18 protein-coding genes and 1 pseudogene are annotated in these 22,106 nt (G+C 61.7%); 9 read left to right on the top strand and 10 right to left on the bottom strand.

Going from position 1 to position 22,106, the window contains the following annotated elements; translation table 11 throughout:
• Positions 1-62: 62 nt before the first annotated feature.
• The 3 genes and pseudogenes from JFN91_RS22080 (at position 63) to JFN91_RS16155 (ending at position 3,112) form a co-directional block, all read left to right on the top strand.
• Positions 63-1,101: pseudogene (locus JFN91_RS22080) on the top strand (energy-coupling factor ABC transporter permease).
• Positions 1,101-1,862 (top strand): cobalt ECF transporter T component CbiQ, encoded by a 762-nt coding sequence (gene cbiQ, locus JFN91_RS16160; protein ID WP_199390225.1) that lies wholly within the window; start codon positions 1,101-1,103, stop codon positions 1,860-1,862. The pseudogene JFN91_RS22080 and the gene cbiQ overlap by 1 nt, the downstream one beginning before the upstream one ends.
• A 419-nt stretch (positions 1,863-2,281) precedes the next feature.
• Entirely contained in the window at positions 2,282-3,112 is an 831-nt protein-coding gene (locus JFN91_RS16155) for an energy-coupling factor ABC transporter ATP-binding protein (RefSeq protein ID WP_199390344.1), read from the top strand.
• A gap of 751 nt (positions 3,113-3,863) precedes the next feature.
• Here the strand turns inward: JFN91_RS16155 and JFN91_RS16150 are convergent.
• The gene (locus JFN91_RS16150) at positions 3,864-4,244 is read right to left on the bottom strand and encodes a hypothetical protein (protein WP_199390224.1); all 381 of its coding nucleotides are present in this window, start codon (positions 4,242-4,244) and stop codon (positions 3,864-3,866) included.
• A gap of 540 nt (positions 4,245-4,784) precedes the next feature.
• Here JFN91_RS16150 and JFN91_RS16145 point away from each other — a divergent pair.
• Positions 4,785-4,922, top strand: coding sequence for a hypothetical protein (locus JFN91_RS16145; protein ID WP_199390223.1), 138 nt, complete (start codon positions 4,785-4,787; stop codon positions 4,920-4,922).
• Positions 4,923-5,038: 116 nt separating this feature from the next.
• On the opposite strand, the gene JFN91_RS16140 is transcribed toward JFN91_RS16145, so the two are convergent.
• Positions 5,039-6,481 carry a transglutaminase-like domain-containing protein gene (locus JFN91_RS16140; protein WP_199390222.1) on the bottom strand — a complete coding sequence of 481 codons (1,443 nt, stop codon included), beginning with the start codon at positions 6,479-6,481 and terminating at the stop codon, positions 5,039-5,041.
• A 373-nt stretch (positions 6,482-6,854) separates the two neighbouring features.
• On the opposite strand from JFN91_RS16140, the gene JFN91_RS16135 reads away from it, so the two are divergent.
• Both JFN91_RS16135 and JFN91_RS16130 read left to right on the top strand, forming a co-directional pair.
• A complete protein-coding gene (locus tag JFN91_RS16135; protein WP_199390221.1) occupies positions 6,855-9,137 on the top strand; it encodes a sigma 54-interacting transcriptional regulator in 2,283 nt (760 codons plus the stop codon).
• A 246-nt stretch (positions 9,138-9,383) separates the two neighbouring features.
• Positions 9,384-9,563, top strand: coding sequence for a ribbon-helix-helix protein, CopG family (locus JFN91_RS16130; RefSeq protein WP_199390220.1), 180 nt, complete (start codon positions 9,384-9,386; stop codon positions 9,561-9,563).
• A gap of 99 nt (positions 9,564-9,662) precedes the next feature.
• Here JFN91_RS16130 and cysS read toward each other — a convergent pair whose 3' ends face one another.
• From cysS to JFN91_RS16100, 6 genes are all read right to left on the bottom strand, one after another.
• Positions 9,663-11,105, bottom strand: coding sequence for a cysteine--tRNA ligase (gene cysS / locus JFN91_RS16125; protein ID WP_199390219.1), 1,443 nt, complete (start codon positions 11,103-11,105; stop codon positions 9,663-9,665).
• 67 nt (positions 11,106-11,172) lie between these two features.
• Positions 11,173-12,861 (bottom strand): glutamine--tRNA ligase/YqeY domain fusion protein, encoded by a 1,689-nt coding sequence (locus JFN91_RS16120; RefSeq protein WP_199390218.1) that lies wholly within the window; start codon positions 12,859-12,861, stop codon positions 11,173-11,175.
• A 179-nt stretch (positions 12,862-13,040) separates the two neighbouring features.
• Entirely contained in the window at positions 13,041-13,517 is a 477-nt protein-coding gene (gene ispF, locus JFN91_RS16115; RefSeq protein WP_199390343.1) for a 2-C-methyl-D-erythritol 2,4-cyclodiphosphate synthase, read from the bottom strand.
• 4 nt (positions 13,518-13,521) lie between these two features.
• The gene (gene ispD, locus JFN91_RS16110) at positions 13,522-14,217 is read right to left on the bottom strand and encodes a 2-C-methyl-D-erythritol 4-phosphate cytidylyltransferase (protein WP_199390217.1); all 696 of its coding nucleotides are present in this window, start codon (positions 14,215-14,217) and stop codon (positions 13,522-13,524) included.
• A gap of 189 nt (positions 14,218-14,406) precedes the next feature.
• Positions 14,407-15,780 carry an L-seryl-tRNA(Sec) selenium transferase gene (selA, locus tag JFN91_RS16105; RefSeq protein WP_199390342.1) on the bottom strand — a complete coding sequence of 458 codons (1,374 nt, stop codon included), beginning with the start codon at positions 15,778-15,780 and terminating at the stop codon, positions 14,407-14,409.
• A 634-nt stretch (positions 15,781-16,414) separates the two neighbouring features.
• The gene (locus tag JFN91_RS16100) at positions 16,415-17,107 is read right to left on the bottom strand and encodes a GntR family transcriptional regulator (protein WP_199390216.1); all 693 of its coding nucleotides are present in this window, start codon (positions 17,105-17,107) and stop codon (positions 16,415-16,417) included.
• A gap of 145 nt (positions 17,108-17,252) precedes the next feature.
• Between JFN91_RS16100 and JFN91_RS16095 the strand changes: the two genes are divergently transcribed.
• Together JFN91_RS16095 and JFN91_RS16090 are read left to right on the top strand one after the other, a co-directional pair.
• Positions 17,253-18,305: a potassium channel family protein gene (locus JFN91_RS16095; RefSeq protein ID WP_199390215.1), complete on the top strand. Its 1,053-nt coding sequence runs from the start codon at positions 17,253-17,255 to the stop codon at positions 18,303-18,305.
• The gene (locus tag JFN91_RS16090) at positions 18,298-19,068 is read left to right on the top strand and encodes a sugar phosphate isomerase/epimerase family protein (RefSeq protein WP_199390214.1); all 771 of its coding nucleotides are present in this window, start codon (positions 18,298-18,300) and stop codon (positions 19,066-19,068) included. The genes JFN91_RS16095 and JFN91_RS16090 overlap by 8 nt, the downstream gene beginning before the upstream one ends.
• On the opposite strand, the gene JFN91_RS16085 is transcribed toward JFN91_RS16090, so the two are convergent.
• Positions 19,065-19,538, bottom strand: coding sequence for a DUF2127 domain-containing protein (locus JFN91_RS16085; RefSeq protein WP_199390213.1), 474 nt, complete (start codon positions 19,536-19,538; stop codon positions 19,065-19,067). The two genes, JFN91_RS16090 and JFN91_RS16085, sit on opposite strands and share 4 nt — an antisense overlap.
• A 106-nt stretch (positions 19,539-19,644) precedes the next feature.
• Positions 19,645-19,974 carry a DMT family protein gene (locus JFN91_RS16080; RefSeq protein ID WP_199390212.1) on the bottom strand — a complete coding sequence of 110 codons (330 nt, stop codon included), beginning with the start codon at positions 19,972-19,974 and terminating at the stop codon, positions 19,645-19,647.
• A gap of 442 nt (positions 19,975-20,416) precedes the next feature.
• Between JFN91_RS16080 and JFN91_RS16075 the strand changes: the two genes are divergently transcribed.
• Entirely contained in the window at positions 20,417-21,862 is a 1,446-nt protein-coding gene (locus tag JFN91_RS16075) for a glyceraldehyde-3-phosphate dehydrogenase (RefSeq protein ID WP_199390211.1), read from the top strand.
• Positions 21,863-22,106 lie beyond the last annotated feature (244 nt).

Here is a 22,106-nt window from a genome sequence, read left to right as displayed (position 1 = left end):
TGCTGGGCAAGTTGCACAACATGAGAGTCCCCGCCCCCGGAGGGGGAGGGTTAGGGAGGGGGATCGCAGCCGCCGGTTGGCCGGTGTCGATCGCTACAGTATTCCTCTTCCTACCGTCCCCCGCCCACGCCATGCACATCTCCGAAGGGATCCTTCCCTTCCCCTGGGCGCTGGCCTGGTTCGTGGTGCTGGTGCCGTTTCTGGCCCTCGGCATCAGGCAGTTGAACGCGTTGGCGCGCGAGGACCTCTCCATGAAGCCGCTGGTGGGGCTGCTCACCGCCGTGGTCTTCATCATCTCCTGCATGCCGATCCCGGTGCCGACCGCCGGGACCTGCTCGCACCCCTGCGGCACCGGCGTGTCGGCCATACTGGTGGGGCCGATGGTCAGCGTCATCATCGCGGCGGTATCGCTGCTGATCCAGGCGCTGTTCCTGGCCCACGGCGGGCTCTCGACGCTGGGCGCCAACACCCTCTCCATGGGCGTGGTCGGTTCCTTCGCCGGGTGGTTCGCCTTCCGGGCCCTGCGCAGAGTCGGCGGGAGTTTAGCTCTGGCTGGATTTATCGCCGGGCTTGTGGCAGACTGGGCCACCTACGCCACCACCTCGCTCCTCCTCGCCCTCGGCATCCGGGGGGAGTCGCCGCTGTGGCCGCTGGTCGTGAAAATAGTCATCGCGTTCCTCCCCACGCAGTTGCCCCTGGGGATCCTGGAAGGGGTGATCACCGCTGGGATGGTCACGCTTTTGTACCGCAAGCGCCCCGACCTGCTGGTAAAGATGAGGGTCATCACGGAAAAGGAGGTGCCCGGCAATGCCTGATAGAAAACGCAGGTGGAAAGTACTGCTGCTGCACACCGTGATGCTGCCGACGCTGCTGTTCGCCTTCTACTTCTTCTCGCTGGCCCCCAAGGCCTACCAGGGGGTGGACGAGGCCGTGGTGGAGAAGATCGCCAAGGAGCACGGGCGGGAGGCCAAGGCGCCGCTGATCGATCCCGGCTCCGGCGACCTGCTGCTGTTCGCCTTCCTTGGGGCGGGCGTAGTAGGCGGGTTCGCCGCCGGGTATTACTGGCGGCAGTTGATTGGCAAAGACAAGAAGGAAGGTTGATGCACCATCACTTCAACGCATACCGCCACCACGCGGCCCATCCTCTCGCTTCCGTCGATGCGCGGGTGAAGCTGGTCAGCGCCCTGGCCCTCCTGGTCATGGTGCTGAGCTCGCAGGGCGTTGCCTTTCCCCTGGCGGTAGCGGCACTTGGGCTCGCCCTCTGCCTGCACCTGGGCACACCGCTGCGCATCCTTGCGTTGCGCTTCTCCGAGCCGCTTTTCATCGCAGTCATGGTGCTGGCGCTGAAAACTTTCTTTTCCGGCACCATACCTATGTTCAGCATCGGTGTGGCAGGGTGGGAGTTGGTTGGGCACCGCGACGGGCTGGCGGCCGGTCTTCTCATCGCCGGGCGTATCCTGGGCGGGGTGTCCCTGCTTGCCGTCGTCGGCTTTTCCACCCCCTTCACCGAACTGATGGCTGCGCTCTCGTGGCTGCGGGTGCCGCAGGTGCTGGTCGACATCGCGCTCTTCGCCTGGCGCTACCTGTTCCTGCTCCTTGAGGATGCCCAGGTCGTGTACAACGCCCAGAAGAACCGTCTCGGCTACGTCGGTTGCCGCCGCGCCCTCTCCTCGCTGGGGACATTGGCCGGCGTCTTGGTCATCAAGGCCTTCGACAACAGCCAGAGCATCACCACCGCCATGGTGCAGCGCGGCTATGACGGCGCCATGCCCGCGTCAGTGCACCGTCCGCTGCGGGCAGTCGAGGTCGGCTCCGCGTTTCTCTTGGTGAGTGCTATCGCAGTGTTGAGGTTGATGTCATAAGTTCACGTCCACATCCCCTCTCCCTCCGGGGGAGGGTCAGGGTGAGGGCGTTGCCAAGGGCAAAAGCGGAAGGGACTGGCTCCGTCAGGTGCCTGTCCCTCTAGCGGAACGCCCCTTTCAGCTCATCCACCTTTCTCAAACCCCAAGGGGACCGGCACCTGGCGGAGCAAACACTAAGGGGGACAGGCACCTGGCGGAGCCAGTCCCCTCCGAAGCGCTGCACGAGCCCCGACGTTCCCCCCTTTGCGAAGGGGGGACAGGGGGATTTGATTCTGGCAGGAAAAGCCAAATAGAGTTGTAGCTTCTGAAAAAGTTGCCGAAGCGTTCCCGCCCCCGGAGGGAGGCGCGCTTTCTCACCGACAAAACACCGCAGCAGGCGGGGTCGGTAGCTAATCAGGAAAAGGAGACCTGTGGACCCGATCAGAATTTCCGTCAACCTCGAAAGCTATAAATACCCCGACGGCACCGTTGCCCTCTCCGACCTGCGCCTCAATATCGCCCGCGGCGAGTTTGCCGGCATCCTCGGCTCCAACGGCTCGGGCAAAACGACGCTGCTCAAGATCATGGACGGTCTTATCAAGGGGTATCGCGGCGAGGTGCTGCTGGACGGCGACAACGTGCTGCGTCTGCACCCGCGTGACATCTACCGCAAGGTCGGGCTCGTGTTCCAGAACCCCGACGACCAGCTCTTCGCCAGCAACGTCTTCGAGGACGCCGCTTTTGGCCCGCGCAACATGGGGTGCGCCGAGGCCGAGGTCAAAAGCCGTGTCGAGGCGGCCCTGGCCAGCGTCGACATGTCCGAGTTTGCCGGCAAGGGGATTCACAACCTGAGCTACGGTCAGAAGAAGCGGGTCTGCATTGCCGGTCTTCTCGCCATGGGGCACGAGATCCTGCTTCTGGACGAGCCCACTGCCGGGTTGGATCCAATGGGCGAGTACCGGATGATGGAGCTCCTGACCCGGTTGAACCGGGACCAGGGCGTCACCATCGTCATGGCCACCCACAGCGTCGACCTGGTGCCCATCTTCCTGCACCAGCTCCATATCCTGAGCAAAGGTCGTCTGGTTCGCGGCGGCGCCCCCGAAGACGTCTTCACCGCCCCCGAAGAGTTGGCCAACGTAAAGCTGCGCCTCCCCCACATAGCGGAGCTGATCTACCAGCTAAAGCACGAAGAAGGCCTCCCCTTCACCCGTCTCCCCTTGACCATCGGCGAAGCCCGCCGGGAAATGGTGGAAGCCATGAAGCGTTAGCACTTTCCATCATCGCCCCTAAGCCTTCTCTCCCCGTTGGTAAGCAAAACGTCCTGCCAATATAAGCTCCATGCCCCCCTTGCTAACCTATCTCACCCCAACTTCAAGCCGCGGACGGGTCGGCGTAAGCAACCTCAGACCATGGTTAAGCTAACGCAGACGAAAATATGCTAAAGCAGGTCGTAGTTAAGCTAAAGCAGGTCGCAGTTAAGCTAAAGCAGGTCGCAGTTAAGCTAAAGCAGGTCGCAGTTAAGCTAACTACGGGTGCAGTTAAGCTTCGCGCCCCAGTTCATTAAATGCCGCGCCCTGTCCCTTCGCTAAATGTCATGGCATGTGAACCGCGAAGGGGACGGTTTAGGAAAAACCGAGGCGCAGTTAACGACCGAGATGCCTGCTGCGAGAAAAAGGCGGGCGCAGAAAGTGGAAAATTGTCTTTCGCAACAGCAAGTGACGAGGGCACCGGCGCACAACACCTCCGTTTTGAACGATTTGGAGGCGTGTTTAAGCTAACTACGACCATACATTAGGAAAAGCAGGTCTGCTTTTGCTTAACTCTACCGTTACATTAGAAAATGCACGCCTTGTTTTGCTTATGCGGGAAAAAGAAGGGGTGTAATGGCACTGGAAGGTGCTCGCGACGTCGGGGGCAGAAATGAAAAGCCCCGGCGGCGATCCCATGTAGCATGGAACCGGACCCGTCGGGGTGGTTTGAAACGAGGGCGTGTCTGACGTTGGAACTTGGGGGGTACGTTTAGTTGCTGGTGGCGGCCTTCACGGTCCTGCGGGCTCTCTTTTTGCTTTTGCGGGTTACCACGCCGGAGTTGATGAGGGCTGTAATATCGCTTTCGTCGCCCATTACCATGATGTAGTGCAGGATCTTCTTGATGCGCAGCTTCAGGTCCTGCCGTGCCTGGTTGCGCTCTGCGATCTGCAGCCGGTTTCCGGTCAATCCCCCTTCGAACATCTGCCGGAACCAGTCGCCGCATTTCTGCAGCACGCTCTGGGACCCGAGCTTCTCCTCCGGCCATCCGTTCTGAAAGATCTGGAGGGTGAACAAGACTGCGAAGAACATGTTGGTGCTGGCCAAGAAAGTCGAATCCGTGCCGGTTGATTTGAAGCTGAGCTCGTCCATGGTGTGCCTCCTCTCTGTGGTGTGGTTGCCGTCGTGAAGCTTGCTGCGGTGTACGTAACGTTACCTTTCAGCCATCGTGCCAATCCGTGATGTCGCATGCCGGCAGTCGTAGTTAGCTGGTATTAATCATAAATTTTGTTTTTATTGTGCTGCTGTTGAAATCTGGTTTCACCGCCGCCTGTACTCCGCCTATACACCGCCCGCCGTGCAAACCGACTTAAGTGTTAGCAATATTTAATCTTTCAAAATTTAAACAGCCCGCTCAAAACTTGAACTCCAGCCGCTCATCATTGACGCCCCAACGGGCTGCCCTTTTCCGTGTCACCAGCCTGCGGCGATGTTAGCTATTGAGACAGGTTGGCGTCCCACTTTCGCACACGTTTTGGTTCCACAACCTGACTACAATGCCGTAACTTCGCGTTTCCCCACCAACCCCATACGCTGGGCCCGAGGCGGCATGTATCGTGCTCATTAGAAGGTGCGTCGGCAGTCGAGGACAAAGCTCTTCCGCGGCGAATACAAATAATTATGGGGTGACAGATGGGTGGTTTCTTTATTGCGGTTGGGGTGGTGTACGTAGTGGCAATCCTGGTGCAGATCTCCTGCTACCGGAGCAGCTTGAAGAAGGGGACGAGAGAGAGCGGAGTGGGTGTGGTGGCGGCGCAGGCCTGCCACTAGACGGCAAGAAGAAGGGGACAGGCTCAGGTAGGTGCCTGTCCCCTTTCTGCTTGGGAAGGTGGCTGAGCTGAAAGGTGCGTTCCGCTAAAGGGACAGGCACCTGACGGAGCCAGTCCCTACCGCTTCTCGAGCACTTTGGCCCGCGCCCGGCCGATCATGCCGGCGATGCTTCCCATCTCGTCCAGCGATTCTCCTTCGACCAGCTTGATGTGGGTGACGTCGGCGGGAACCTGGTTGAAGGTCGGATCGACCGAGACCCACCTCCCCTCAAGGTAACTTTCCGCCCAACTGTGGTACAGGAACCCGTCGCCCTGGTACACGAGCCCGGACACGAAGCGGGTCGGGATGCCGGCGGCCCGCGCCAGCGAGACGTAGAGACGCGCGTGGCTTTGGCAGTTGCCGCGCCCCTTCTGCAGCGTTTCCAACGGCGACTGGGAATCGATGACATCGGCCTTGATCTGCGTGGCAACCCACGCCGTCAACCGGGCGACTTTTTGGGCCGGAACCTTTTCGTCCCCCACGATGGCCTTCATGCGGGCAACGATCTCCGGGTTGTCGCTTGGCGTCCGCTCTCCGGGCTGCACGTCTGCCTCGGTGGGCGCTACTTCCGCCGGGAGGCCGGGGTTGGGGAGGACGAAGATCACGCTGCCGTCAGCCTGGCGCTCAGCACTCTGCCACGTCCCCTGCAACAGGCGCTGCTGCGCCGGTATCCCGGTTATCTGCACTACCAGCTTCTGCAACCGCTCGGGATGCTCCAGGGGAGGGGTGACACGGATCATGCTGAAGTCGTAGACGAGGTCTTTCTTCTCCATGGCCGCTTCCGCGAGTTCGGCCCTCGCGGTCGCCTCGTCCCGCGCCACGGTGACCACCAGCCCGTCCCGCACCGATTCCTTCAACGTGTTACCGGAAAGATCGACCCAGATGTCGTTGTCCACCATGGTATAGAGATCGTTCTTCAGGTGCACCACCTGCTTGCCGTCCAGCGTTTCCGGACCTACTACCTCGACCTTCGCCTGCTTCACCTTCACCGCTTCCGGATCCAGGTACTGGATCTTGTAGGTCTTGCCCGGCACGGCCCCCTGCATGAGCGGGTACAGGTTCAGGGCATGGGGAGGGTACACTGCCCCCTTCACCTTCAGGACCCGCTCCTTGTTGCCGTTGGCCGAACGGGTGTGCACCGTTATCCCCTTCGGGGTAACCGCGCCGTCGATGTCCACGGGGCTGCCGTCGATGCGGTTTTGGACCTGGAACGAGCGCAGGGTAAGGTCCGGGGCCACCTGGTAGGATTCGGTGGAGCTGGCCTCACGGGAGAACCCCATGACCTTCATCTTTACGCTGCCGCGCGATGAGATCTGGTAGCCGTTGGCGGTGCGGGTGACGGTGGTCTGGCCGAAGCCGACCTGCTCGTCGCCCATGATGATGCTGAACCAGCGCTCGCCCTCGGGCGGGGCGGCCAGCTTGGGGAGAGGAGTTGCCGCCAGGAGCTGCAGCGGCAGAAGGACCAGGGCCAGTATCGCCATGAGCCGTAGTGAGAAATGAAAGCGTGCCGTGGTTGTCATACCATCCTCCTTGGCGTAGGTCGCGGTAACTTATACCACATCAATTGCGCCGGGCGCAATGCGCCAACCCGCTCTTTTTCTTATGAAAGACGCGCCGGGCGGGGCTCATTAGGTGATGGACGGCAAGAATCCTTTGATTAATTGCAGTTAAGCTCTTGCAGTCTTTTGAGCGCCTCAGTATAATGTGTTCATAGATAAGAGTTGCGGAGGATCGTAGGATCCTCCTTCCCCTAGCCGACTTGCCCTCCTAGTCGCTAGGGTTTTTTTTTGCAGCTACCGCCTCCCAAAGTGTGCCAACCGTTGCACACTTTTCCCGATTCCTATACAATCCCACCTGACCTGCAATTTCATCCGGCTGTGCCAGCGAGGACCGATGTATCCTATTGTTACCATTACCGACCAATGCCGAAAATGCTACTCCTGCGTGCGCAGCTGCCCGGTCAAGGCGATCAAGGTGGAGAAGAGCTACACCGAGATCATCTTCGAGCGCTGCATCGGCTGCGGCAACTGCCTGAGCAACTGCCCCCAGCACGCCAAGGTCATCGCTGACAACGTGGTGGTGACCGAGGCGCTGCTTACCTCCGGTGACCCCGTTGTCGCCGTCCTGGGCTGCTCCTTCCCGGCCTTCTTCCACAACTGCTCCCCCGGCCAGCTCTCCGCAGGCCTGCGCCAGCTCGGCTTCACCGAGGTGCACGAGGGTGCCCGCGGCGTGGAGCTGATCGCCGGCGAGTACCGAAATGCCATCGACAAGGCCGAGTTGCCGCTCATCTCTTCCCACTGCCCGGCCGTCGTCGATCTCGTCGAGCGGCACTACCCGCAGCTGATCGAGAACCTGGTCGGCGTGGTCACGCACATGGTCGCCATGGGGCGCTACCTGAAGCAGGTGCTGGGAGAGCAGGTCAAGGTGATCTACATCAGCTCCTGCATCGCCGGGAAATTCGAGGTGCAGGCCGAGCAGACCAAGGGCGCCGTGGACGTGTTGCTCACCTACCGCGAACTGGAGTCGATCTTCAGGGAGCGCGGCATCGACCTGTCGTCCCTGCAGGAGGAGCCGTTCGACGGCAGGGCGCCGCACATGGGGCGGGTCTTCTCGCTCTCCCAGGGCTCCTTCCAGGCCTTCGGCATCAATCCGGATCCGCTCGATACCGAGATCGTCACCGCCGAGGGCGAAGTGAACGTGATGGGGATCATCAAGGACCTCGCCGCCGGGCGCATCAGCCCCAAACTGGTCGATCTCCGTTTCTGCTACGATGGCTGCATCGGCGGCCCGGGGCGCAACAAGGAGCTGACCGAGTTTTCCCGGCGCAACATGGTGATCAACCACTTCCGCGGCGAGACGCCTTACCGCGTGGCGGAGCACTACCAGAAGGATTGGGACCTCAACCTGTCGCGCACCTTCTCGGACAAGTACGCGAAGCTCCCCACGCCCAAGGGGGGCGACGTCAAGAAGATCCTTCAGGCGACCAACAAGTTCACCCAGAAGGACGAGCTCAACTGCCGCACCTGCGGCTACCGCACCTGCCGCGAATACGCGGTGGCGGTGTTCCAGGGGCTGGCCGACCTGGAGATGTGCCTGCCGCACAACCTGCAGCAGCTGGAAGAGGAGCGCGGGCGACTGATCCAGAAGTACGAGCTGGCCAAGAGGGAGTTGGACCGCGAGTACGGCGACGAGTTCATCGTTGGGAGCGACGGCAATACGCTGGAGGCACTGGACCAGATCAAGCAGGTGGGGCCGACGCCGACCACGGTGCTGATCCGCGGCGAGTCCGGTACCGGCAAGGAGTTGGCGGCGCGCGCCATTCACCGCTACAGCAAGAGAAACGATAAACCGCTGGTAACGGTCAACTGCACCACCATCACCGACTCGTTGCTTGAGAGCGAACTGTTCGGCCACAAGAAGGGCTCCTTCACCGGCGCCATCACCGAGAAGAAGGGTCTTTTCGAGGCGGCCGACGGCGGCACCATCTTCCTGGACGAAATCGGCGATATCACCCCCAAGCTGCAGGCGGAGCTGCTGCGCGTGCTCGACCTGGGTGAGGTGCGGCCGGTCGGCGGCACGGTGGCGCGCCGCGTCGACGTCCGCCTCATTGCGGCGACCAACAAGTCGCTGGAGGACGGCGTGCGCGACGGCTGGTTCCGCGAGGACCTCTACTACCGCCTCAACGTCTTCTCCATCACCATGCCGCCGCTGCGGGAGCGGGTGGAGTCGATTCCGCAGCTCGCGCACTACTTCCTGGAGAAGGCGCGCAACAAGCTGAACAAACACATTACCGGGATCGAGGAGCGTGCCATCAACGCCATGGTCAAGTATCCCTGGCCGGGCAACATCAGGGAGATGCAGAACGTCATCGAGCGCGCCGCGGTGCTCACCCACGACGACGTCATAAAGCTGGGCAACCTGCCGCTGGCCTTCGCGGAGAGCTACGCCGACGAGGGGGAGGATGTCATCGACCTGCGCTCCTTCAAAAAGGAGCGCGAGCCGCACGTACTGCGGGTCGAGAAGAAGCTGATCCAGCGCTACCTGGCCGACGCCGGGGGCAATGTGTCAAAAGCGGCACAACTTGCCAACATTCCCAGAAGGACTTTTTACCGTCTTTTGGCCAAGCACGGGTTGAAAGGACGCACAATCCGAGCACGCGAGGAAGAAGATGAGTGATTTGCCACACGGACGGTCACGCCGGCGTGGCCAAAATGATACAAATGGGCACAATTACGCACCGTGTGCCAAAAGTGGCGCACTTTGTATACACCATTGGATTATAAATATCTAACGTAAAATTAAGGGTATACGTGAAAACAGTGGGTTACGCGGCAGGGCTGCTCTTTTTTGAGGTTGGCACGCATATAGCAATATTGTAGACATCGTGTCACCAATCTTGAGCAGTACAAGGAGAAGAAGCAGATGGGCAGAATGAGAGAGAACCCGAGGTACAATGTCATTTCCATGAGGATCAGCGACGCAGAGCGTGAGACCCTCGAAGCAATCATGGACTCCACCAAGAAAAGCGTTTCCGACATCATGAGGGAAGCGATGGAACTCGTGAAGGCACGCAGCGCCGAGATGAACCAGAAGGCGGCCTAGGCCGCCTCGCATCACCCCGCCGAAACATAAAAAACGGCCGCGTTAAGCGGCCTTTTTTTATTCCTGCAGTTCCCGGTTTCCCGGGTCCTTCCTGTTACATTATTTCACTTTCCAGGTGGTCCCCTGCGCGCTATCCAGGAGCACGATGTTCTTCTCCAGGAGCAGGTCCCTGATCTCGTCGCTGCGTTTGAAGTTCTTGGCCTTGCGGGCCTCGGCGCGCTCGGCGATGAGCGCCTCGATCTCCTCGACCGGGATCTCCATCTCGGAGGTCTTGCGGTCCTTCATGCGCTGCAGGTATTCCGCGGGCACGGAGTCGCACACGCCCAGCGTCGCTGCGATGCTGGCAATCTCCTGCTTCACCCGGCTAAGCAGTTCCAGCGGGGAGACCGGCAGCGCGCGGTTGATGCTGCGCACCAAGTCGAAGACGTGCCCGAGCGCCATGGCGGTGTTGAAGTCGTCGTCCATGGCCTCGCTGAAGCGGGTCGCGATGCTGCGGCATTTCTCGTCCAGTTCGGCGCTCTCTTCGGTGGGGGCGTGGTCGGTCCCGGCGGCCAGGCGCTCGTCGATGCCGGCCAGCGCGTTGTAGATCCTTTCCAGGCCGAGTTCGGACTCCTTCAGGTTCTGGTCCGAGAAGTCGATCGGGGAGCGGTAGTGGGCCGAGAGCAGGAAGAAGCGCAGCACCTCTGCGTCGTAGCGCTCCAGCACTTCCTTGATGGTGAAGAAGTTACCCAGCGACTTGGACATCTTCTCGGAGTTGATGTTGACGAAGCCGTTATGCAGCCAGTACTTGACGAACGGCTTGCCGGACGCCGCCTCGGACTGCGCGATCTCGTTCTCGTGGTGCGGGAAGATGAGGTCCTTGCCGCCGCCATGGATGTCGAAGGTGTCCCCCAGGAACTTGGAGCTCATCGCGGAGCACTCGATGTGCCAGCCTGGACGGCCCTGGCCCCACGGGGATTCCCAGTACGGCTCGCCCGGCTTGGCGCCTTTCCAAAGGGCGAAGTCCATGGGATGCTCTTTCTTCTCGTCCACCTCGATGCGGGCGCCGGCCTGCATGTCCTCGAGGTTTCTCTTGGAGAGCTTCAGGTAACCTTCGAAGCGGTCCACGCGGAAGAAGACGTCCGAGCCGGAGGCGTAGGCGTATCCCTTCTCGATCAGCCGCTCGACCAGGGCGATGATCTCGGGGATGTGCTCGGTGGCCTTGGGCTGGAAGGTGGGAAGCTGCAGCATGAGCCGCGCCATGTCCTTGTCGAACTCGTGGATGAAGCGCTCGGAGATCTCGTTGTAGGGGACGCCGTCGCGGTTGGCGCGGTTGATGATCTTGTCGTCGATGTCGGTGTAGTTGCGGACGTAGGTGACGTCGAGCCCCTTGGCCTGCAGGTAGCGGTAGATCATGTCGAAGACGACGTTGGCGCGGGCGTGCCCGATGTGGCAGTGGTCGTAAACCGTTACGCCGCAGACATACATGCCGACTTTGCCCGGGTTGATCGGTACGAATTCTTCCTTGCTGCCGGTAAGGGTGTTGTAGACGCGTAAAGCCATGTCAGATCCTCTTTGTATAAAGTTTTAAGAGTCCCCCTTGTCAAAGGGGGATTTAGGGGGATTTGCCTTACTTCTTGCCGTCGTTCCAGGAGTCGCGCAAAGTCGCGGTGCGGTTGAAGACCAGCGCGCCGGCGCGGGAATCCTTCATGTCGGGGCAGAAGTAGCCCAGACGCTCGAACTGGAAACGGTCCTCCTGGGTCGCCGAGGCCAGCGACGGCTCCAGCTTGCAGTCGGTGAGCACCTCGATGGAGTTCGGGTTGATGGAGGTGCGGTAGTCGGGCTCGTTCTTGCCGCCCGGGTTGGGCGTGCTGAAGAGCCTATCGTAGAGGCGCACCTCGGCGTTGACGGCATGCTCGGCGCTGACCCAGTGGATGGTCCCCTTGATCTTGCGGCCGTCCGGGGCGCTGCCGCCGCGGGAGCCGGGATCGTAGCTGCAACGCACCTCGATCACCTCGCCGTTTTCGTCCTTCACCACCGACTCGCACTTCACAATGTAGGCGTAACGCAGGCGCACTTCCTTGCCCGGCGCCATGCGGAAGAACCCCTTGGCCGGCTCCTCCTGGAAATCGTCGCGCTCGATGTAGACCGTCTTGCCGAAGGGGACCATGCGGCTCCCCATGTCGGGGTTGTTGGGGTGGTTGGCGGCCTCGAACTCCTCGGTCTGCCCTTCCGGATATCCATCGATGACCACCTTGAGGGGGCGCAGCACCGCCATGGCGCGCGGGGCGCGCAGGTTCAGGTCTTCGCGCACCGCGTCTTCCAGGATGCTCATGTCGATCAGGCTGTCGCTCTTGCCCACGCCGATGGTCTCGCAGAAGGCGCGGATCGATTCCGGGGTGAAGCCGCGGCGCCTGATGCCCACCAGGGTCGGCATGCGCGGGTCGTCCCAGCCGTCGACCAGCTTCTCCTGGACCAGTTCGAGGAGCTTGCGCTTGCTCATCACCGTGTAGTTGAGGTTCAGGCGCGCGAACTCGATCTGGCGCGGATGGCAGGGGACCGGAAGCTGGTCCAGCACCCAGTCGTAGAGCGGGCGGTGATCCTCGAACTCCAGGGTGCAGATGGAGTGGGTGATCCCTTCGATCGCGTCGGAAATGCAGTGCGCGTAGTCGTACATCGGGTAGATGCACCAGGCATCGCCGGTGCGGTGATGGTCGACCTTCTTGATGCGGTAGATGACCGGGTCGCGCAGGTTGATGTTGGGCGAAGCCATGTCGATCTTCAGGCGCACAACCTGGCTACCGTCCTCGAACTCGCCGGCGCGCATACGGGCGAAGAGGTCCACGTTCTCGGCGACGCTGCGGTTACGGTACGGGCTCTCTTTGCCCGGCTCGCTCAGCGTGCCGCGCATGGCGCGGATCTCGTCGGCGGAGCTGCTGTCGACGTAGGCCAGCCCCTTCTCGATCAGGAGCACCGCGTAGTTGTAGAACTTCTCGAAGTAGTCCGAGGCGTAGTACATGTGCTGGCCCCAGTCGAAGCCGAGCCACTTCACGTTCTCCTTGATGGAGTCCTCGTACTCGATGTCTTCCTTGGTGGGGTTGGTGTCGTCGAAGCGCAGGTGGCAGCGGCCGCCGAAGTCGCGGGCCAGGCCGAAGTTGAGGCAGATCGACTTGGCGTGGCCTATGTGCAGGTAGCCGTTGGGCTCGGGCGGGAACCGGGTGACGATGGTCTCGTGCTTCCCGCTTTTCAGGTCGTCGGTGACGATGTTACGGATGAAGTTGGCCGCCTTTTCGACGATTGGGGTTTCTTCTGTAGTCATATAGATGTCCTGTCCGCCGCCGGCACTGGGCCGGCGTGCGTAGAGTTTTATTGTTCGTGCTCCGCACATTCTCCTCCCCCTGGAGGGGGGAGGTCGGGAGGGAGGCTTGTCTGCCGGCTTCCCCCTCCCCGGCCCTCCCCCTCCGGGGGAGGGAGAGGTTGAGAGAGGGGTGATACCGTTTATTCCTTCTTTGCCAACAGCGCCACCGAATAGGCGGCGATACCTTCGCCGCGGCCGGCGAAGCCGAGCTCTTCGGTGGTGGTCGCCTTGACGTTGACCCGGTCTTCCTCGGTCCCCAGTGTCTCGGCGATGTTCTGCCTCATCTGCTGGATGAAGGGGGCGAGCTTGGGACGCTGGGCCACGATGGTGGCGTCGACGTTGCCGATCCGGTATCCCTTGCGCTCGGCGAGATCCATCACGTGGCGCAGGAGCTTACGGCTGTCGGCCCCCTTGTAGGCCGGGTCGGTGTCGGGGAAGTGCTTGCCGATGTCACCTTCGCCGATGGCGCCCAGGATGGCGTCGGAGATGGCGTGCAGCAGCACGTCCGCGTCGGAGTGCCCGAGGAGCCCCTTGACGTAGGGGACATCCACCCCTCCCAGGATCAGTTTGCGCCCCTCCACAAGTCGGTGTACGTCGTAGCCGTGTCCGATGCGCATCATGTCAGTTCTTCTCCTTCAAAAACGCCTCAGCGAGGATCATGTCCTCAGGCGTCGTGATCTTTATGTTGCGGTAGTCGCCCTGCACCACCCGGACCGGTTGGCCCTGCCATTCCATCAGTGAGGCGTCGTCGGTCCCCAGGAATCCTGCGGCGGCAGCCTGGTCGTGGGCGGCACGGATCAGGCTGTAGCGAAAGCCCTGCGGCGTCTGGGCGAGCCAGAGCGTTTCCCGAGGCGGCGTGGCGGTGACCACCCCTTCACGCACCACCTTCACCGTGTCCTTCACGGGGACGGCGACGACGCAGGCACCACCCTTGCGGGCAGCCGCAACGGCATCCTCCAGCATCTGCACGGAAACGAAGGGGCGCACGCCGTCATGGATCAGTACCACGTCGTCGGGCTGGATGTCGTCGATGGCGCGCAGCCCGTTGTACACCGAGTGCTGCCGTTCGCTGCCGCCGGGCACGATGGCGCGCACCTTGGTGAAACCGTAGCGCTCGACCACCTCGCTGCGGCAGAACGGGATCTCCTGTTCCGGCGAGACGAGGTAGATGGCGTCGATGCAGTCGGCTTCCTGGAAGGTCTGCACGGTGCGGGCGAGGATCGGCATGCCGTCCAGCATGAGGTACTGCTTGTTGGAGCCTGCCCCCATCCTCTTGCCCATGCCGGCGGCAGGGATGAGCGCGAATGTTCTGGCCAAAGTTACCTCGAAAAGAGCGGGCGCCCCCCAAGGGGGAAATCGCCGAATTATACAGTTTGGCTGTGAAAAAACCAGTTAAATATGACCAAAGTTGGCGGTGTCACTGGTGCGTCTACCCGATCTCGGACCAACGGCACGCCCTCACCCTGACCCTCTCCCAGAGGGAGAGGGGATGTGGACGGAGGAGGCTTAGGCCGCGAGGGCGCTCAGGGCGGCGGCGAGGTCGTCAAGATCGGCATCCTGCAGGGTCCTCGGGTCGAGCAGGAAGGCGTTCTTGTTGATGCGACCGATCACCGGGATCTCCATACCGCGCAGCCTGGCCTCGATGTCGTTGGGGGTGAGCCCCGCGACCGCCACCTCGATCAGCATGGTGGGGAGGTTCAACAAAGGCAGCGTGCCACCACCGGCCTGGGAGAATCCCTCGCTCAGTTTGAAGCTGACTGCTTCCGGGGTGCGGCGCCGCAGACGACCGGCGATCTTCTTCGCCCGCGCGGTGAGCTCGGGGAGGGTGGCGGTCAGCATGCGCAGGGTGGGCACTTCCTTGAGCGCCACCATCTCGTCGCGGTACAGAGCAAGCGTCGCCTCCAGGCTGGCCAGCGTGAGCTTGTCCATCCTGAGTGCGCGCAGCAGCTGGTGCTTCTTCATCGCCTCGATGAAGGGCTTCTTGCCCACGATGATGCCGGCCTGCGGGCCGCCCAGGAGCTTGTCGCCGCTGAAGGTGATCACGTCGACCCCGGCGCGGACGAAGTCCTGGACGGTGGGCTCGGGGCAGGGGAGCCGGTTGGAGAGATCGACCAGGTTGCCGCTCCCCATGTCGGCCAGCACGGGCACGCCCGCCTGTTTGCCCAGTTCGACCATCTCCTCGGCGGTCACCTCCTTGGTGAAACCGAGCACGGCGAAGTTGCTGCAGTGCACCTTGAGGAAGACAGCGGTGTTTTCATTGACCGCGCCCAGGTAATCCTTGGCATGGGTCCGGTTGGTGGTGCCGACTTCCTTCAGCGTCACGCCGGAAAGTTTCATCACCTCGGGGATTCGGAAGGAGCCGCCGATTTCCACCAGTTCGCCGCGCGATACCACGGCCTCGCGCCCCGCCGCCATGGCGCTCAGGGTAAGGAGCACCGCGGCGGCGTTGTTGTTGACGACGATGGCTGCCTCGGCGCCGGTCAGCTCGCACAGTAACTCCTCGACGTGGCTGTAGCGGCTGCCGCGGACCCCCTCGTCGAGGTTGAATTCGAGATTGGAATAGGAAAAGGCGATCGTGTTCAGCGCCTCGCGTGCCGCCTCGGGGAGGATGGAGCGCCCGAGGTTGGTGTGGATCACGATGCCGGAGCCGTTGATGACCCGTTTCAGGCTGGGCTGGATCAGCAGCCGCAGTTCGCGTGCTACCTCGGCGCACACCGCGGCTTCGCCGAAGGCCGCGTCGCTCAGCCCGCCGGCGCGGGCGCCGCTTCTGAGCCGGTCCAGTACCAGCCGCACCGCCTTGAGGACCAGTTCCCTCGGGTGGCTTGCCAGCAGTGCGCGTACCGCCTCCCATTCCAGTACCCGGTCCACTTTCGGGATCATTTTCAGCTGCTGCACGGCGCCTCCCTCTCCAATGAAATGGCAACGGGCTAATTTAGCGCAAAGTGAGCGATGAGGCAAAGAAAAACCACAGGTTGAGGGGGGAATGGGGCGAGGGGGCGTGGCAGAAGGGACAGGCTCCGTCAGGTGCCTGTCCCGCTGGCGGAACGCTCCATTCCGCTTAGCCCCACCTTACAACCCCAAGGGGACAGGCACCTGGCGGAGCCAGTGCCCCTCCCAGCGCTGCGGTGGACCTTTTCTGGTTCCCAAGCTCCAGCTTGGGAACCCCATATTGCGCAAAGCTCCAGCTTTGCATCCGAGGGAAGTTGGAGCTTCGGAGAGGCTTTGCGTTCCCAAGGTGGACCTTGGGAACGAGATCAACGCTCATTTCAGCACAGCCACCTTCACTAAGCGACTAAAGGGACAGGCACCTGGCGGAGCCAGTCCCCTCCCGGTGGTGGAGCTTGAATAAGTCATGGGTGAGCGGGTAGCGCTGGTTGGCAGGAGCAATAGAAAGGGAAGGGGGTGGACGGAAAACAGGGGACGGCGTGGCAATGCCGGGCAGATGCGCCGGCACCGCAAGCCTTAGAAAAGACAGGCCCCGCGCCTGTGGTTCAAACGGGGACCTTCTTGATTTTTAGAGATCGAGCCCTTTGCTGGTCCAGGCTTCTTCAGCGGCGGTGTCTTCCTCGATGAGGACCTTGCCGCCGTACTCGGCATTTTTCTGTACCAGCATCTCTGCCATGACCGGATCGCGCTTGCGGAAAGCCTCGATGATCTTCTCGTGCTCCTCCACCGAGAGCTGCATCCGGCCCGGCTTCATCAGCGACGCCAGGCGCAGGCGCTGGAACTTCTTGAGCAACTGGGCGATCATGTCGTGCAGCTTCTCGTTTCCGGCCCCCTTGATGAAGAGGTCGTGGAAGCTGTTGTGCACCTTGAAGAAGTGGCGCACGTCCCCTTCTTCAGCGATCTCGCGCAGCTTCTCGTTGATCGCTTCCAGCTTGTTGATTTCCCGGGTGCTGAGCAGACTGCACGCCTTGCGGGCGGCGTAACCTTCGAGGATGCTCTTGATGGCGTAGAACTCTTCGACATCCTTGGCGGAGAAGCTGGCGACCAGCGCTCCCTTGCGCGGTATGACGGAGAGGTACCCTTCGGATTCCAACTGGCGGAACGCTTCACGGATCGGGGTGCGGCTGATGCCGAAGCGGGCTGCGAGTTCGGGCTCAGCTACCTTTTCTCCCGGCTTGAGGGCGCCCGACATGATGGCGTCGCGGATCGTCTCAAGTATCCGTTCTCTAAGGGTAAGGTGCTTCTCAACGTTCTTCTTCATGCGGCCCCCTTCAATGATCGCCGTATTGTATACAGTATCCAAAGATTGTCAAGAACTTCCCTCTTCAAAATTGTGGGGTTGCACATGAAAAAGCTTGTAATCTCCCAGCGCCGTCTGTATGTTGCGACGCTGAGGGAGTTTAGCTATGGATCCGGTACGCCATTTCAAGATCTCAATCTGTGTGCTGCTGCTACTGCTCACCGTCGGTACCTGCGGTTACATGACGCTGGAAGGGTGGAGCCTGCTCGACGCCCTGTACATGACGGTGATCACACTGGGCACGGTCGGTTTCCGCGAAGTCCACGACCTGAGCCACGTCGGCAAGGTCTTCACCATGATGCTGATCTTCTTCGGGGTCGGCGTCATCGGCTACATCGTCGGCAGCCTGGCCCAGATCATGTTCGAGGGGCAGTTTCAGCGCATCATCGGGAGGAAAAAGGTGGAAAAGGCGATTGCCGCCCTGGACGGGCACTACATCATCTGCGGTTTCGGGCGCATCGGCTCGCTGATCTGCAAGGAGTTTTCGGCCAAGCCGCTCCCCTTTGTGGTCGTTGAGAAGGACATCGAGATGATCGCCCAGATGGAGCAGGATGGTCACGGCTACCTGTTCCTGCCGGGCGACGCCACCATCGACGACGTGCTGCTGCGGGCGGGTATCAAGAAGGCCAAGGGGCTGATCTCTGTGGTCACCTCCGACACCGAGAACGTCTACATCACGTTGACGGCGCGGGGGCTCAACCCCGACCTCTTCATCCTGGCCCGCGCCGGCGAGGAGGGGAGCGAGATCAAGCTGAAGCGGGCCGGCGCCAACAAGGTCGTTTCCCCCTACCTGATCGGCGGTTCCAGGATGGCCCAGGCGATCCTGCGCCCCACCGTGGTCGATTTCATCGAGATCGCCACCGGACGGGAGCACATGGAACTGCAGATGGAGGAGATCCTGATCCCCCCGCATTCCGGCTTCATCGGCGAGACGCTGGCCAGCTCCGGCTTCCGCAAGGAGACCGGGGTCATCATCGTCGGCGTCAAGAAGCAGACCGGCAAGATGGTCTTCAACCCCGAATCGCACACCAAGATCGAGGCGCACGACACGCTGATCGTGCTGGGAGAACCGGCGGCGATCCAGAAGCTGGACCAACTGGTCCGCTGCGACAGCTGCGCCGAGGAACTGATCAAAAAACACAGGAAAAAAGATGAGTAAAAGCGTTTTCGTCCACGTCCCCTACAGCCAAATCGGCGAGCATCTCCCCTTCATACTGGAGCGCAAGCTGAACCCCGAGATCTACCTCTCCGCGGACGCGCTCGACGCCGCCACGCCGGCTCAGTTGGCAGAAACCGCGCGGACGCTGGCCGGGGAGGGCCTTTCCTGCACCATCCACGCGCCGTTCATGGACCTGAACCCCGGCTCGCTGGAGCGGATGCTGCGCGACGCGACCATGCACCGCTTCGGACAGGTGCTGGACGCCGCCGCGCTCCTGCGCCCGGAGGTCATGGTGTTCCACCCCGGTTTCGATCGCTGGCGTTACGGCGAGGCACAGGGGCAGTGGCTCGAGCTGAGCGTCGCCGCCTGGCGGGAGGTGTTGCGGCGCACCAAGGAGATCGGCACGGTGGTCGCGGTGGAAAACATCTTCGAGGAGGAGCCGTCGACCCTGAAGGCGCTCTTCGAGGCGGTGCAGGATCCTTCCTTCGGGCACTGTTTCGACGTGGGACACTGGAATCTTTTCAAACGGGTGGGGATGGAGGAGTGGTTCGAGGCGCTGGGGGCGTGGATCAGGGAGGTGCACATCCACGACAACAGCGGCACCAAGGACGACCATGCGCCTCCGGGAGAAGGCGCCATCGACTTCGCGCTGTTTTTCAAGCTGATGGAGCGGTATGCGCCGGACGCCGCCTACACCATCGAATCCCACAGCAGGCCGCACCTGGAGAGCTCGCTGCAGGTCCTGGCCCCTTACCTGGGCTAGCGGCGGGACTTCCTGGAGCGCTTCAGCGCCGAGGCGAGGTAACCGACCACGCAGATGTTCACCAGGAATACGGCGGTGCGTGCCCAGTCCGGCTTGCGAAAGATCTCGAAAATTTCGACGGGGAGGTAGATTGCTCCGGAGAGGAAGCCGAACCACTCCGCCCATCTTTTCTCATGCCACAGGCCGTAGGCCTCCACCAGTCGCACCGCCGCGAAGGCCAGTGCGGAAGCCGCGAGCATCCAGAGCTGCAGATCGGTGACGCGGTTGGCGGCGTCGATGAAAATGCTCGGATAATGGCGCGCCGGGTTCATATGCAGGACCAGCACCAGTCGCACCGCGATGTCGTGCAGGTTCTTGTGCACCAGCGTCAGCGCGCCGCATCCTGCCAGCAGCACCACCACACCCTTTAGGGCCTCGAAGACCGCCACCACGCGCAGCCCGCGCCCCTTTGCACTTCTCGCCTTTGCCATCCGCTGTTCTCCCGTTAGCCCAGCGTTGTCCGGACCTTAGCACTTATCGAGATCGATCCGTGTTTGCAGCTCCCCCCCTCCTCCCTTGACGGGAGGGGGGACTTTTTTACCCGCGAAAGATGAAGAAGACGGCTCCCGCCATGCAGATGCCCGCCCACAGGTAGTCCAGCTTGAGCGGCTGCCCCATGTAGAAGACCGCAAAGGGGACGAAGACAGAAAGGGTAATCACTTCCTGCATGATCTTTAATTGTCCCAGGCTAAAGGTTCCGAAGCCGGCACGGTTCGCCGGGACCTGCAGCATGTATTCGAAAAGGGCGATGCCCCAACTGGCCAGGATGGCGACGTAGACCGGCGCGCTGCGCAGGTCTTTGAGGTGGGCATACCAGGCGAAGGTCATGAAGACGTTGGAAAGGATCAACAGTACGATGGTTCTCATAGCGCTTCCGAGTAGAGATTTAGCCCCGTTAGGCAGGGGAGGCGTGTCCGGCGCCGGACGGGTCACCGATGCTTTACCCACCCGCTGCGGCAGCGGCAACGGGCAAGGATAACACGATAACTGTGTCCGGCGCAAAGATTGTGGCGTCATGAAATCGCGGCGACGAATGTGGGCGACGATTATTGGCTGCAGGTAATTAACAAAAACATTACTTCTTTATCTCCCTGAAGTTTCAATTGTTTACATCACAAAAATACTGTAGTATGCGGGCGTTTTGGCCGTTCCTGCTACTGTCGTTCTGTCAACCGCGAAATGATTCGGTGTACTTAGGCAATGCCTTGGTGTGCAATTGACAGTGGCGCGTCGGCCGTTATGTACGCTGAGTTTTGCGCCGGAGGCGCCTGGCAGTGTCCGGTGTTATTTTCTGCGAAGGGACGGAACTATGAAGATTGAGAAACAGGAAGCTTATTTGAAGGAATGGCAGGGCCATGAGGAACTTGCCGAGCGCATGCTCCCGATCATCGGTCATCTTTACCGCGACAACAACATCGTCACCACGGTGTACGGCCGCTCCCTGGTAAACAGCCCGACCATCGAGATCCTCAAGGCGCATCGTTTCGCTCGTCTGATCCTCGACGGCGAACTCACCGTCCAGGAGACGTTCCCGATCCTGGAAGCCCTCGCCAAGCTGGACCTGGCGCCGGCGCGCATCGACCTCGGCAGGCTCGCAGTCCGCTACGACGCCGTCAAGGACAAGGTCTCCATCGACGACTTCGTCGCCAGCGAGCTCGCTTCGGTCAACACCGGCCGCACCTCGCTGCTCGACGAGCCGCAGGACATCGTGCTCTACGGCTTCGGCCGCATCGGCCGCCTGCTCGCCCGCATCCTGGTCGAGAAGTCCGGCAGCGGCGAGAAACTCCGCCTGCGCGCCGCCGTGGTGCGTAAGGCCGGTCCGGATGACCTGGTCAAGAGGGCGAGCCTTTTGCGCCGCGACTCGGTGCACGGGCCCTTCAACGGCATCATCACCATCGACGAGGAAGAGAACGCGATCATCGCCAACGGCAACATGATCCGCATCATCTACTCGGACGCCCCCGAAAACGTCGACTACACCCAGTACGGCATCAACAACGCCATCGTCATCGACAACACCGGCAAGTGGCGCGACCGTGAAGGTCTCGGCCGTCACCTGAAGGCGCCCGGCGTCTCCCAGGTGCTGCTGACTGCTCCGGGCAAGGGTGACATCCCCAACGTCGTCGCCGGCATCAACAACGAACTGATCGTGCCGCAGGAGACCATCTTCTCCGCCGCGAGCTGCACCACCAACGCCATCGTGCCGGTACTGAAGGTGGTGAGCGACAAGTTCGGCATCGTGAGCGGCCACGTCGAGACCTGCCACTCCTACACCAACGACCAGAACCTGATCGACAACTACCACAAGGCCGACCGCCGCGGGCGGAGCGCCCCGCTGAACATGGTCATCACCGAGACCGGCGCCGCCAAGGCCGTGGCCAAGGTGCTTCCGGAACTGACCGGCAAGCTGACCGGAAACGCCATCCGCGTGCCGACCCCGAACGTCTCGCTGGCGATCCTGAACCTGCAGCTTGGCGCCGAGACCGACGTGGAGACGCTGAACGCCCACCTGCGCGCCATATCGCTCGATTCGCCGCTGCAGAACCAGATCGACTACACCAACTCCCCGGACGTCGTTTCCAGCGACTTCGTCGGTTCGCGCCACGCCGGCGTGGTCGACTCCCTGGCCACCATCGTCCAGGGCAACCGCTGCGTGCTCTACGTCTGGTACGACAACGAGTTCGGCTACAGCTGCCAGGTTGTGCGCATGGTCCAGAAGATGGCGGGCCTGGAACTTCCCGCGCTGCCGGCCTAGTTCGGCGCAGGCAACAGTTGCTACAGGAAAAGGGGCACCCATGCCGGGTGCCCCTTTTTGCGTTTAGAAGGACTCGCTTTTGCCGGGACATGTTTCCGCGCAGTCCGGTCCCCTCCCCCGGAGGGGGAGGGGTAGGGAGGGGGAGGAGAGCTGGACTGCCGGCGTCTTCGCGTCTGGCTGGCAACGATGTGCTACGGATGCTTTCCTTGCCCACGGCGGCGAAGCAGGGTAAAGTTCACGCTGC

The organism is Geomonas anaerohicana, assembly GCF_016458305.1.
In the GTDB taxonomy this organism is placed as follows: Bacteria; Desulfobacterota; Desulfuromonadia; order Geobacterales; family Geobacteraceae; genus Geomonas; species Geomonas anaerohicana.
This window is presented reverse-complemented; position numbering and strand designations above follow the sequence as displayed.